A 13256-nucleotide genomic window follows, 5' to 3' on the forward strand; every position below is an offset into this window, starting at 1 on the left:
TTGGTAAATTAGTGCTTTATAAATTTTTTTAAAAAATAAAACTTAACCCCACTCTCAACGCTTTGTAACATATTGATTTTAAAAGGCTTAAAATTTAATACCTTTTTAACTAAAAGCTGTAAGTCTAGTATTTACAAGACTTTAGAAAAAAGAGTTGAGAGTCAGGTATTTTAATTAAAAATCATCTAAATATTCTTTTTTAAAAAAAGCCAAGTCATTACACCTGATATAAGCGTTAAAGGAATTAAAGTGTACTGAATATAAACACCCACATAATTAAATTCAGTAACAACAACACCTAACAAACATACTGAAATTAAGAAAGTTATTCCAAAAAATTTAAATAGAGCCTTTCTCATATATCTACCTATCACAATCTGCCATGACAATATCAATACTCGCCAAATAAATAATCGCATCGGACACCAACGAGCCGTTAATCACGCTAGGCATCTGCTGCAAATGAGCAAAAGTCGGCGTGCGGATACGTGTACGATAGCTCATGGTTGAGTTATCAGAAGTGACATAGTAGCTGTTTAGCCCCTTGACGCCTTCTACCATACACGCCGACTCCCCTGCTGGCATGACAGGCCCCCACGACACAGAAACAAAGTGGTTGATGAGCGTTTCGATGTCTTGTAAGGTACGCTCTTTTGGCGGTGGCACGGCCAAGGGATGCTCTGCTTTATGGGCTCCGCTTGGCATATTATTTAGACACTGCTCAATGATACGCAAACTTTGGCGAATCTCTTCTATCTTCACCAAACAGCGGTCATAAGCATCGCCGTTATAAAACACGGGAATCTCAAAGTCAAAGTTTTCATAACCCAAATATGGACGAGCCTTACGTAAATCAAAGTCAATGCCCGTCGCTCGCAGTCCTGCCCCTGTTACGCCCCACGCCAGAGCATGTTTGGCATCATATTGGGCGACATTTTGCGTGCGTCCTTTTAGCACGCTATTGGTCATGGTTGCCTTGACATATTCATCTATCCGTTTTGGCATCCAGTCCAAAAACTCACGCACAAGCCTATCCCAGCCATTGGGTAAATCATGTGCCGTACCGCCTATCCGAAACCACGCAGGGTGCATGCGATAGCCTGTTACCGCTTCTATGACATCATACGCCTTTTGACGGTCAGCAAACATATAAAACACAGGGGTCATGCCACCAGCGTCTTGGATAAATGTACCCCAATAAAGCAGGTTATTGGTAATCCTAAAAAACTCACTCATCATGATGCGAATAACATTGGCACGCTCAGGGGTGCTAATGCCTGCCAGTTTCTCCACCGCCATGATATAAGGCAACTCATTCATCACCCCACCCAAATAATCAATGCGGTCGGTATAAGGAATGAACGAATGCCAAGTCTGACGCTCCGCCATCTTCTCCGCCCCACGGTGATGATAGCCAATGTCAGGGATACAATCCACAATCTCCTCACCATCAAGCTGCAACACCAAACGAAACGCCCCGTGTGCGGACGGGTGGTTAGGTCCAATGTTTAAAAACATAAAATCCTCATCACGCCCAGAGCGTTTCATGCCCCACTCTTCTGGCACAAAGCGTAAGTTCTCTTGCTCAAACTCTTGTTTGGCGGTGTTTAAAAAATAGGGCGTAAATTCGGTGGCTCGTGCGTGATATTCTTTGCGTAATGGGTGTCCCTCCCAATATTTGGGCAATAAAATGCGTGTCAGATGCGGATGCCCATCAAACACCACCCCAAACATGTCCCACACTTCTCGCTCATACCAGTTGGCATTGGGATAAATCTTGGTCGCAGATGGGACATGCTCACCTTCTTTTAAAGCAACCTTAATGCGAATGTCTGAATTTCGCTCCAAGCTCATCAGATGATAAAACACCGTAAAATCACTGTCAGGCAAGCCATGGCGGTACTGACGCAAACGCTCATCAATGGCGGACAAATCCACAAGCATGACAAAGGGCTTGGGCAATGTGCGTAAAAACAGCAAAACATCAAGCACCGCCCTTTTATCTACCCAAACGGTCGGAATGCCGTCTGCCGTTTCTTGGATAACAAGATTTGTAAACTTAGCGTTTAGCTCGTTTAAAATGTCAAAATCGTGAATGTGGTGAATGCTCATAATTTCCAACTTTGGCTTGCAACTGCTTGCTGTTTGGGTTTGGGCGGTTGCCCATTTTTATTTATTTAAATGTGGTTTAATTGCTTAAACATAAATTTCGGATTTGGCAAATAATACCGCTTGACCGCCAAGCAATAATCTATCGCCTGTCATCCTGCCATACAAAATGCCCGTGCGTTCACTTGCCTGAAAACCAATCAACTCATCTTTACCAATCTTATCTGACCAATAAGGGAAAATATGGCAATGAGCCGAACCACAAACAGGGTCTTCACTAATGCCAATTTTTGCTCCAAATGAGCGAGATACGCAGTCAAACTCTGCCCCCTTTGTGGTAAAATGACATAACACGCCGTCTAATTGAGCGATTTTTTCATCATTGACTTCATAGTTTTTGACTATATTTTCATCATCAAACACACACAATAAATCACGCCCTAAATAGACTTCTTTTGGCATTACGCCCAAAATCTCACCAATTTTAGCGACATTATCCACTTTTTTTAATTCAAAAATAGGTAAATCCATAAATAGTTTATCGCCAATTTTTTGTACGATTAATAATCCGCTCATCGTGTGAAATTTTAAAACTTCTGGGCAATTTTCTAAGGCAGTATACAAGGCGAAAGCCGTTGCCAATGTGGCGTGTCCGCACAAGCTCACTTCTACTTTTGGGGTAAACCAACGTAACTCAAATTCATCATTTTTTGACGCAACAAAAGCGGTTTCGGATAAATTATTTTCTTTGGCAATATTTAACAATACATCATCAAGCCATTTATCCAAAAGACAAACGCTGGCAGGATTACCTTTAAATACCTCATTGGTAAATGCGTCAATGGTAAATTGACGAATGGATTGTGTCATTTTTATGCCTTAAATTAAATACAAATGTCGTTTATCACACTTGCCTAAACTGCTTCATTTTATTATCTACCAACGCATAGACAATATGAATTTTTACGACTTTAAATAACTCTATTACTCGCCTGTTACCATGGCAATAAATTCAGCTTCTGTTAATTTTGGCGTGTTATTAGCAAGCTCATAATAGCCCGCTTTTTTATCAATAAAGATTTGTGATTTCAATTTAAAATCCACCTCATCAAACAATCCTGCCGAAACATAATAATTATCCGTGCCAAACTGATGAAAATACAGATGACTGCCACAAGTTTTGCAAAATGCTCGCTCACCCCATTCAGCACTCTGATAAGTGCTGATGTGGTCGGTATCATTGGTTTTTATGCTCTGCACCATTACCGTAAAACCTGCCGAACCGCCCCATTTACGGCAGTTATTGCAATGGCAAGCGTGAATTTCTTGATTGTCCGCTGTTTCAATGGTAACGGCTTTACATAAACATTGAGCTTTCATGGATTTTCCTTTTTGGATTAACAGTTAATGTTTAAAATTATGATTTAAAACGCATCATCTTGACTTCTAAGATTTTTAACCGCAATCCGCTCATCATTTTTTCTATCCCGTTCAGGAGTCATAATAGGCTGATAGATGTTTTGGTCAAGATGAATGCCCAGCGGACGGCGTTCCTCTTGGATTGAGTTTTGTAGGAGCATTAATGCCTGAATCAGAGCCTCGGGGCGTGGCGGACAACCAGGAATATACACGTCCACAGGTAAGATTTTATCCACGCCTTGTACAACTGAATAAATGTCATACATGCCGCCTGAGTTAGCACACGCCCCCATGGAAATGACCCATTTGGGTTCTAGCATTTGCTCATACAATCGCAGTATGACAGGTGCCATCTTGACAAAACAAGTCCCCGCCACAATCATCACATCAGCTTGGCGAGGGGAGGCACGAATGACCTCCGCCCCAAAACGAGACAAATCATGCACGCCTGTCAAGGTCGTGGCGTACTCCACATAACAACAGCTTGTGCCAAAGTTAAAGGGCCATAAGGAGTTTTTGCGACCCCAGTTAGCAAGATTGTGTGTCAAATCGGACAATCTGCCCAAAAAAACATTTTTATCCACCTCGGCTTGGGTGATATCATCAATGATTTCACGGCTTTGTTGTGGGTATTGCTTGGTATTTTGGTTTGGTTTGGTGAGAGTATATTTCATCGTCTTAATCTTGCTGGTTAATAAACTGGCGTTATTTTAGATTTGGTTTTGGATTTATCCAAATGACTGTTTTAGGGTTGCAAATCAGATTTTAACTTTTGATTTATCATCGCCATCTGCTCCACTGTCTTAATGATCAGAATTGTTTTTTATTTTCTTGATACCAAAAATCAAACAAATAATCACCCCACCCATGAATGCAAAATTATCAGAAACAATCGCTGCCATCACAAAACTCATGGCAAGCATGGCAAATGTCCAATCAATTTTATACCCTTTTATTATCATAAGCCTTCCTTATCACTTAAAAATCACCCATACCAACAAACACTGTCAATCAATTGGCGGTGCTATTATGAATTAAAATCTTGGGTGGTTACCCGACCTGTGGTATTAATGTGGTCAATGTTTGCCATATGTGCTTTGTTTTTTTCAATGTCATTAGAAACATTGATGCGTCCTGAAGATTGGGCAGGGACTTTTCCTGTGGGGTCGGTGTGCAGTTCATCAATGCCATGAAAAGCGGTAATGGCGGTCAAATCAAAGTCGGCGGGACGGCTTAGGATGCGTTTTTTCTTAATGCGTTTATCGGCAGGCGCCCAGTTCATCGCACCCAAACGCAGCTCATAGATCAGACCGACAAACAAAATGGCAATGAAGATCGCCGCCGCGGTAAATCCATACCAATTCACTTCGCGCACACTGACTGCATAAGCATATAAAAACAATGCTTCTAAATCAAAAATGACAAAGAAAATGGCGACCAAATAGAATTTAGCAGATAAGCGAATGCGCGCCGAACCAGCAGACACCACCCCTGCTTCAAAGGTTTCTTGCTTTTGAGACCCTGATGAACGCCCGCCAAGAAGACGTGGCACTACCAACATAAAAACAACCAGACCTACGGCGGCTAGCAAAAATGCAATCGCTGACCAATTGGCTAACATAATCACCTCTATGTGATCTCAATTTTGTAAAATGGTGGTATTATAACACACTTTACAAAATTACATCATTTTAGCAATGAATTTATCCCAAGAAATTATTTCAAATTATTATGGTATGATTTTGTTAGCAAGTACTATGTAAAAAATTCATCCAAACATTCTAAAGTAGCGTGATTGGACTAAACCGCCTGCGCGTCAAAACCCGCCTCTTCGATCGCCTCAATGATCGCTTCGGCATCACAGGCTGACTCATCAAATGCCACCACTGCCAAGCCATCTTCAAGGCTAACAGAGATCGCCTCCACGCCAGCCACCGCTTGCAAAGCTTTTTGGACGCTGCTGACACAGCCGCTACAAGTCATACCCTCGATCTTAATCTCAATTTTTTTCATAACGCATCCTTATCCTGTACTAAAAAGTCATCAGAGTATAACACAGTTGTCATATAGTTGTCATATAAGCCTTAAGCAAAATAAAAACCCAAGCGTCTATTTTTTCGCTTGAGTTTAAAAATTTCAGTCTTATAAAATTCAGTCAGCATCATGCAGCCAATTTTGCAGGGCTTTTAATTCGGTAGTTTGAGTGATGATAATATCTTCTGCCAAGACGGCGACTTCTGCATCTAGCCCCATCTCGAGCGCTTGCTCAGCCATATGAATGGCTTGTAGCTGATGCATCTGCATCAGATGAATAAACGCTTTATCCGCCGTTTGGGAGTTGGCGGCTGTTATCAGCGTTTGGGTATAATAAGATTCATAGCCATTAAAAGCCAAATGTGGTGACTGCTCAGTCCGCTCATGTGTTAGCGCATCATTAGCAAGCCACTGCCTCATCCATGCCATTTGTGCTTGTTGTATGTCTATGCTGCGCTGAGCGATATTTAGCGCTTGCTCATCTGACCCAAATTTAAGCTGAACATACGCCATCATGACGACAGCTTGCTGATGATTGAGCATGGTGCTGACAAATTGATGGTTAATGTCCGTACTAAGGCTTTGGTTTTGGATGGTCTGCCCTAACTCTTGGATGATTTGAACATAGCTTTGGTGGTAGTCATCGCTAAATTTTGTGGGCTGCGGCTGCTTGATGGCACCAGATGACTCATCAGTTTGGCTACAGCCAGCGAGACCACCTGCCATCACAGAGCTAATGAATAGATACTGCACAGCTTTGATCACAGTCTGCTTACATTTTGATCGCTGATTGATCATAGTGATACACCTCACCGCCGATCCAAGATCGCTATGAGCATCAGGCGCATCGCAAGTGCCTGATGCTCATGGTCACACAGATTACTGGCTGATGACATCGACACCGTTTGGCGGTGTAAAATTAAACTGCGCTGCCGCCAATTTTTTATTCAAAGAAATGTTGCTAAAGCGAATGGTGGTGGTCTGACCGATAGCATCGTGAAGCACCATCATCACAGGACGACCGTCACTAAAGCTCAAAGACAAGCTTTTAAAATTGGCGCTGCTTGATTTGGGCGTCAATACGAAGTAATTTTTATTGGCATTGGGCTGGCTGACATTAAAGTTTTGGCTGATTTGGCTAGGATCGCCTGACAGCAGCAGCGCTGGAGCTTCGCCCACTTGATTGCTGACCGACTGGCGGGTGGCTTGCTGCAAATCTTTATCATAAATCCACACGGTGCTGCCATTAGCCACAATCAGCTGCTCGGCTGGTGATTTGGTTTCCCAGCGGAACTGGTTCTGGCGCTGAACACTCATAGAGCCTGTAAAATTGGTGGTCTTATTGCCTGCTTTTGTGGTTTGGCTAAAATTCGCTGTCATTGAGCGAATGCCCACAAGCTGATTATTTAAATTTTTGGCGGCGGTTTGCTGAGAAGCTGCCGCAGCGTGAGCGGTGGTTGCCAGTGCCATAGGTGCTGTGGCAGCCGTCACCGTTGCCGCTGCTATAAGTGCTTTGATCGCCATGGCTTTGATGGTTGAAGTCGTCATAATTTTCCCTCATAAATTAAATGACAAAATATGCGTCATTGATCTAAAATTTTAAGTCGCTCATGAATGTTTGATGCATTTTGCCAAATTACCGTGTTGCAATCTACATAAAAAATGCAAAGGAACGCACCTGATTGTTACTGCCTACTGGAAAATTGGCAGATTTGAGCACAAAAGTTGCCCAAAACCATGAAAAATGCTGTATTTGTAACAAAGTATGACATTCTGATGGCATCATTTTGACAAAATTGATTTAAATTACTCAAAGTTCGTGCAAAAATTTTGTCATTTTAAGCAAAATCCTGCCAAAATTTGTGATTTTGACAGGCTAAAATATCAAACTGGCTTATGGTAAAAGACGCTGAATTTCCCAAGACTCACCGTGTTTGGTGTATGTCATGCGATCGTGCATACGCCCAAGACGCCCCTGCCAAAACTCAGCGCGCTCAACGATCATCTCATACCCACCCCAAAAGCTTGGGTGCGGTACAGATTCGCCAAAACGCTGATCAAGTTCTACAAACTTATCTTCCATGGTTTGGCGGCTATCCACCACGCCACTTTGGGGCTGACTCACCCAAGCACCCAACTGGCTTTCGCGTGGACGCTTGGCAAAATAAGCCGCAGATTTTTCGCTAGAAATCTTTTTCATTTGACCGCCCAAACGGACTTGGCGCTCAAGCCCTTGCCAAAAAAACAGTACTTCAGCATTGGGATTATCGGCAAGATCCTGACCCTTGGCACTGTCATAATTGGTATAAAACACCACGCCTTGATCGGTCAGCTCACGCATCAGCACAATACGAACACTTGGGCGACCATCTGCGCCACAAGTTGCCAAGCTCATCGCATAAGGCTCGGGCAGCTTGGCATCGACCGCTTCATCAAACCATGCTCGAAACAAATCAAAAGGGTTATTTGGCAGCTCTGCATCAGCCAAAATATATTTTTCGTAGGATTGTCTATGATCTGTCAAATCCACAATCGGTCTCCTAAGATACAATAAAGTGACACATCGTCACAATTTAATCAGTTATTAAGCCAGGACGCGCTTGACTTCTGCGGCTAATTTTTCTGCTAAGGCTTGGCAGCTGCTTTCGTCTTGGTGCTCAACCATCACACGGATGACAGGCTCGGTGCCTGATTTGCGGATCAGCAAGCGACCTTGATCCAAAAGTGATTTTTCTGCTTCATCGAAGATGGCTTTGAGTTCTTCATTGGCATACGGGTCGCTCATTTGAGATAGGCGCACATTGATCAGCTTTTGGGGAAATGGCGTGTATCCTTGGATCAATTCGCTGAGCGCCTTGCCTGTTTCTGCCATGCAGCTGAGCACCTGTAAGCCTGCCACAATCGCATCCCCTGTACGGCTTTTATCCAAACATAAAATATGCCCCGATGGCTCACCGCCGATAGACCAACCCCGCTCTTCTAAGTCTTGCATGACATAGCGATCACCCACTTTGGCACGATGAAAATCTATCCCCTGATCAGCCAAAGCCAGCTCAAGCGCCACATTACTCATCAAAGTGCCGACCACGCCTGCAGGCTTAAGATGCTTGGCAAGTATATATAAGATCCCATCCCCATCCACGATATTGCCTTGCTCATCGGTCATGATAATGCGATCGCCATCGCCATCTAATGCGATGCCCACATCTGCGCCATGCTCACGCACTGCTGCCTGAATGACCTCAGGATGAGTTGAGCCACAATGATCATTGATATTGACGCCATCAGGGGTATTATGAATGGCGATGACTTGTGCGCCAAGCTCTTTGAGTACTCGAGGTGCTGCGCTGTAGCCTGCGCCATTGGCACAATCGACGACGATTTTTAGATGGGATAAATTAAAATGATAAGGGAAACTGCCTTTACAATATTCGATATATCTGCCTTTGGCATCGGCGACACGGTGATTTTTGCCGATGGCGTCTGATTTAATGCCTGCTAGGCGCGCCATGCGGGCATTAGTATCTCCGACCAAGTTATCTAGCTCGACATTGATGGCATTTTGCATATCGTCAGAGATTTTTTTGCCTTCATGGCTGAAGAATTTCACACCATTATCTTGGTACGGATTATGCGACGCTGAGATCACCACGCCCATGTCGGCATGGAAACTTTTGACCAAATGCGCAATCGCAGGCGTGGGCAACGGTCCAAGCATATAAACATCAACGCCCGCCGCATTAAAGCCCGCCTGCAGCGCCGCTTCGATGACATAGCCTGACAGACGCGTATCCTTTCCGATCAATACGCTTGGGCGCTTATTTGGTGATTTTTCAACTAAAACTCGCCCCGCACCAAAACCCAAGCGCAGCAAAAAATCTGGGGTAATTGGAAAAACTCCAAACTCTCCTCGAATACCATCTGTACCAAAATAGCTCATCATCAATCCTTATCACAATGTATTATATGCTTACCTAACGCAGTCTTAGCGCCGCTTGTCTTTATGATGAATTATACAGCCATCATCCATAAAATTATAGCACATTCAAAAAGAAAATGAATTATGACAACTGGGTGAATTTATCGTCTATTTGACAAATAAGATCACAAAACAAGCGCTAGCAAATTGACCCAAAGTCATGTATGCTTTATACATTGAATACTGAGTCATTTTTTGATAACTGTTTTAGGATAATGATATGACAATCGCCAATATTAATCAGCTAGATCAATTGCCCAAATCTATAAAAACTGGCAAACCTGTACTACATTTTGTGCATGCCAACGGTGTCCCTACGCCGACTTATCAGCCGATGCTTGATAAACTTGCCGAACACTTTACCATCGTGTCAATCGATAAATTAGGCACACATCCTAGCTATCCAGTCGATAATCACTGGCAAAGTCTGACGCGCCAAGTGGGCGATAGCATCGATGATGCCTGCCGCGAGCATGGCGTGCCAACATTGGTGGCAGTTGGGCACTCGGTGGGTGCGATGACGACCATGCAGACGTTACTTGCCAATCCCAAGCCGATCAGTCAAGCGATTTTATTAGATCCATCTTTGATCACCACGCGTAATGCGCTGTCTTATCATCTTGCCAAATTGATTGATCGGCAAATTGGGCGCATCCCCAAATTTCGCTATCGGCTGATTGACAGATTATCGCCTGCCCATAAATCCAAACGCCGTAAAGATACCTATGACAGCCGAGAAGATGCGTATCAATCTTTACGACAAAAAGCACTGTTTGCCCCTTTTGATGAGCGCAGTTTTAATAATTACATTCAATACGGCTTTGAGCCGACCGCTGATGGTAAATATACGCTAAGCATTCCAAAGTCTGTGGAAGTGTCGATTTTTCGCACCATTCCTTCATTGTATTGGTTAAAATCGATCTCAGCGACCAAGCCGATGACTTTGATTGCAGGTCAAGACAGCCATTTCACCAAAATCGGCTCATACCAAGATGCTTATAAAAAGTTTGACATTCCTGTGTGCTATGTGGCAGGCTCGCACATGTTTCCACTTGAGCACCCTGAGCAGACCGCCGAAGATATCCTAAACACCATCATCGAACAGCTGTAAATCATGCCCAGCTCTCAGCCGCTGCTAAGATACACGCCAATCACAGCCATATTTTTGATCGTTGCTGTGGTTGGCAGTATTTTTGTTTTTCAAAATGGGTGGTATTTTTTACTCAAAATGATTGCCGATTCGTCGGTGGCGTCTTTTACCGCTGACAATACCTTGACCATCATGTCACTGGTGCTGACGGCGGTGTCGTTGGCATGGCTGATTTTGATTTGGCAATACTTGCGCATCAGGCAATTGACCAATGACCAAACTCAAGCTGTCAAACTTTGGTGGCATTATTTTGGCTTTGAGCCGATGCGTCTCAGGTCATTTTTGGGGGCACTTGCAGTACTCATGGCAAGCATCGCATTATCAAGCTGGGTGGTCGCACAGCTGAGCGATTGGCTCAAGCCTGCTCCATCAATGGACGCAGCGCAGCTGGTGGATCAAAGCACGCCGATGTGGCTATTTGCGCTGCTTGTGCTCATCTGCGCACCTGTCTATGAAGAGCTCATTTGCCGCGGTCTATTTTGGCGCTTGGGCGAAGATATTTTTAGCCCCTTATTCACGCATCCGCAATCCATTCAAATCGCCATCAGTCTATTATCCAGTGGTATTTTTTCGATATTACATTTTCAATATAACTATATCGATCTGATCATGATGGTGGCAATTTCGCTGGCTTTATGCTACGCGCGCATCCGCACTCAGTCAGTTTTTGCCCCCATGTTACTGCACAGCGTCAATAACAGCTTGGTGCTGCTATTGATGATTTTTACTTAGCGGATTTTTGATAGTTTAAATTATGGATTGATACTATTATTAATCATTTTGGGACAAAACTCGCTCACCTGCCTGATAAATCTCATCAAGCGTGAGCGAAGATTTACCGCTTAAGTCCTGACGCCAGCGCCGCGCGCCGCTCAATCCTTGAAACAACCCCAAATAATGACGCGTCAACGTCGCAAGATTTGCACCTTCATCAGCGCGCTGCTTGAGATATGCCATAAGATTTTCGAAAACCTGACGGCGACTTGGCGGCTGACTGCCCCACAGGTGATGACATTCTGCCATCAGATACGGATTATGATAAAACGCGCGCCCCACCATCACGCCATCAACCTGCGTCAAATGCTCGCGAATGGCAGCCAAATGATCAATACCGCCATTAATCTCAATGATCAGCTCAGGAAAATCTTGCTTGAGCCGATATACGTCTTCGTATCTCAGGGGTGGGATTTCGCGGTTTTGTTTGGGAGAAAGCCCTTGTAGCCAAGCGATGCGCGCATGAGCAATAAAATGAGTGCAGCCTGCTTCAGCCACGGTCTCTACAAAATCGCACATAAACTCATAACTGTCAAAATGATCGATACCGATACGATGTTTGACAGTGACAGGCTTATCCGTGTGATTTTTCATGGCGCGCACCATGTCAGCCACCGTCTTCGGTTCTGCCATCAGGCAGGCGCCAATTTTATTATGCTGAACCCTATCCGAAGGGCAGCCGACATTGATATTATATTCATCATAAGCGCCGATTTGCTCAGCGACAGCCACCGCTTTTGCCATCTCGTCAGGATTTGAGCCGCCCAGCTGCAAGACCACAGGGTTTTCACTGCCATGGCATCTAAGCACATGAGCGGCATCACCTTTTAAGATCGCGCTTGTACTGATCATTTCGGTGTACAGATGTATATAAGGATTAAAAAGCCTGGCAAATGCCCGAAAATCCATGGTGGTATAATCAATCATTGGGGCAAGGCTGATGCGTTTATTGGTCATCATAAGCTAAATGATTGGATAATGGTTTTGTATTGATTGACCAAATTCACAAAATTAGCGCTTGTAATTCGACCAATCTCTTCGGCAGGTTTTTGATAAACTTTGGATAAGGCTTCAGCCACATAAGGCACAAAAGTCGGCTCATTATCTCGTCCGCGCTTCGGTACAGGTGCCAAATATGGGCTATCCGTCTCAATCAGCACCCTATCTAAAGGCAGCTTAGCGGCGACATCTCTGAGCGCTTGTGATTTATTAAAACTGACAATCCCAGACAGCGAAATATACAGCCCCATGTCCAAGGCGCGCTTAGCAAAGGCATAATCTTCGGTAAAGCAGTGGATAATCCCATGCTCGCAGCGCTCAGCTGTCAGTACATCAAGTGTATCATCATAGGCACTGCGCGTGTGCACGATGATGGGTTTTTTGGCGATTTTACCAGCGTGGATATGCGCAGCAAAACTGTGTTTTTGGGCAGATTGTTTATCGCTATCCCAATAGTAATCAAGCCCCGTCTCACCAAATGCCCAAACTTTTTCATCATCAAGCGACAGCAGCGCATCAGCAGTGATGCCAGCCAGCATACCTTCATCTTGACAAGGATGAATCCCCACACTCATGCCAATATCAGGCATCATCTGAGCCGATGAGCGATCCACCCAAGCGTGAATATCATCATATTCAGACAACTGGCACATGATTGCCATGGTACGCCTCACGCCTGCTTGGTACATGGCTTTGAGCAGATTTTCAGGTCTGTTATCATAATGGTCAAGCTTTAGATAAGTCAAATGTGCATGACTGTCTGTATACATGATTTGCCCTTGATAAGTATTG

General features: G+C 44.1%; 15 protein-coding genes. 2 read left to right on the plus strand and 13 right to left on the minus strand.

What is annotated here, in order from left to right; translation table 11 throughout:
- Positions 1–363: 363 nt before the first annotated feature.
- The 11 genes from nuoC to glmM form a co-directional block, all read right to left on the minus strand.
- Positions 364–2112: an NADH-quinone oxidoreductase subunit C/D gene (nuoC, locus tag AO382_RS03995; RefSeq protein ID WP_064618389.1), complete on the minus strand. Its 1749-nt coding sequence runs from the start codon at positions 2110–2112 to the stop codon at positions 364–366.
- Positions 2113–2196: 84 nt separating this feature from the next.
- The gene (locus AO382_RS04000) at positions 2197–2979 is read right to left on the minus strand and encodes a PhzF family phenazine biosynthesis protein (protein WP_181878872.1); all 783 of its coding nucleotides are present in this window, start codon (positions 2977–2979) and stop codon (positions 2197–2199) included.
- A gap of 114 nt (positions 2980–3093) precedes the next feature.
- The gene (locus tag AO382_RS04005) at positions 3094–3489 is read right to left on the minus strand and encodes a GFA family protein (protein ID WP_064618390.1); all 396 of its coding nucleotides are present in this window, start codon (positions 3487–3489) and stop codon (positions 3094–3096) included.
- A 44-nt stretch (positions 3490–3533) separates the two neighbouring features.
- Positions 3534–4202, minus strand: a complete 669-nt coding sequence (locus AO382_RS04010; protein WP_064608578.1) for a NuoB/complex I 20 kDa subunit family protein — start codon at positions 4200–4202, stop codon at positions 3534–3536.
- 129 nt (positions 4203–4331) lie between these two features.
- Positions 4332–4490 carry a hypothetical protein gene (locus tag AO382_RS10795; protein ID WP_162270573.1) on the minus strand — a complete coding sequence of 53 codons (159 nt, stop codon included), beginning with the start codon at positions 4488–4490 and terminating at the stop codon, positions 4332–4334.
- Between the two features lie 65 nt (positions 4491–4555).
- Entirely contained in the window at positions 4556–5149 is a 594-nt protein-coding gene (gene ndhC, locus AO382_RS04015) for an NADH-quinone oxidoreductase subunit A (RefSeq protein ID WP_064618393.1), read from the minus strand.
- A 179-nt stretch (positions 5150–5328) separates the two neighbouring features.
- A complete protein-coding gene (locus AO382_RS04020; protein ID WP_064618395.1) occupies positions 5329–5541 on the minus strand; it encodes a heavy-metal-associated domain-containing protein in 213 nt (70 codons plus the stop codon).
- A gap of 138 nt (positions 5542–5679) precedes the next feature.
- Complete coding sequence (locus AO382_RS04025; protein ID WP_064618397.1) at positions 5680–6360, minus strand: DUF305 domain-containing protein; 681 nt, start codon at positions 6358–6360, stop codon at positions 5680–5682.
- An 81-nt stretch (positions 6361–6441) separates the two neighbouring features.
- Positions 6442–7110, minus strand: a complete 669-nt coding sequence (gene lolA, locus AO382_RS04030; protein ID WP_064618399.1) for an outer membrane lipoprotein chaperone LolA — start codon at positions 7108–7110, stop codon at positions 6442–6444.
- 346 nt (positions 7111–7456) lie between these two features.
- The gene (gene pdxH, locus AO382_RS04035) at positions 7457–8092 is read right to left on the minus strand and encodes a pyridoxamine 5'-phosphate oxidase (RefSeq protein WP_064618401.1); all 636 of its coding nucleotides are present in this window, start codon (positions 8090–8092) and stop codon (positions 7457–7459) included.
- A 54-nt stretch (positions 8093–8146) separates the two neighbouring features.
- Entirely contained in the window at positions 8147–9502 is a 1356-nt protein-coding gene (gene glmM, locus AO382_RS04040) for a phosphoglucosamine mutase (RefSeq protein ID WP_064618403.1), read from the minus strand.
- 259 nt (positions 9503–9761) lie between these two features.
- On the opposite strand from glmM, the gene AO382_RS04045 reads away from it, so the two are divergent.
- Both AO382_RS04045 and AO382_RS04050 read left to right on the plus strand, forming a co-directional pair.
- Positions 9762–10652 carry an alpha/beta fold hydrolase gene (locus AO382_RS04045; RefSeq protein WP_064618405.1) on the plus strand — a complete coding sequence of 297 codons (891 nt, stop codon included), beginning with the start codon at positions 9762–9764 and terminating at the stop codon, positions 10650–10652.
- Between the two features lie 3 nt (positions 10653–10655).
- The gene (locus AO382_RS04050; protein ID WP_064618407.1) at positions 10656–11423 is read left to right on the plus strand and encodes a CPBP family intramembrane glutamic endopeptidase; all 768 of its coding nucleotides are present in this window, start codon (positions 10656–10658) and stop codon (positions 11421–11423) included.
- 39 nt (positions 11424–11462) lie between these two features.
- On the opposite strand, the gene dusA is transcribed toward AO382_RS04050, so the two are convergent.
- Both dusA and AO382_RS04060 read right to left on the minus strand, forming a co-directional pair.
- The gene (gene dusA, locus AO382_RS04055; protein WP_064618409.1) at positions 11463–12425 is read right to left on the minus strand and encodes a tRNA dihydrouridine(20/20a) synthase DusA; all 963 of its coding nucleotides are present in this window, start codon (positions 12423–12425) and stop codon (positions 11463–11465) included.
- Positions 12422–13234, minus strand: coding sequence for a TatD family hydrolase (locus AO382_RS04060; protein ID WP_064618411.1), 813 nt, complete (start codon positions 13232–13234; stop codon positions 12422–12424). The genes dusA and AO382_RS04060 overlap by 4 nt, the downstream gene beginning before the upstream one ends.
- Positions 13235–13256 lie beyond the last annotated feature (22 nt).

Source organism: Moraxella catarrhalis, from assembly GCF_001656295.1.
Classification (GTDB): domain Bacteria; phylum Pseudomonadota; class Gammaproteobacteria; order Pseudomonadales; family Moraxellaceae; genus Moraxella; species Moraxella veridica.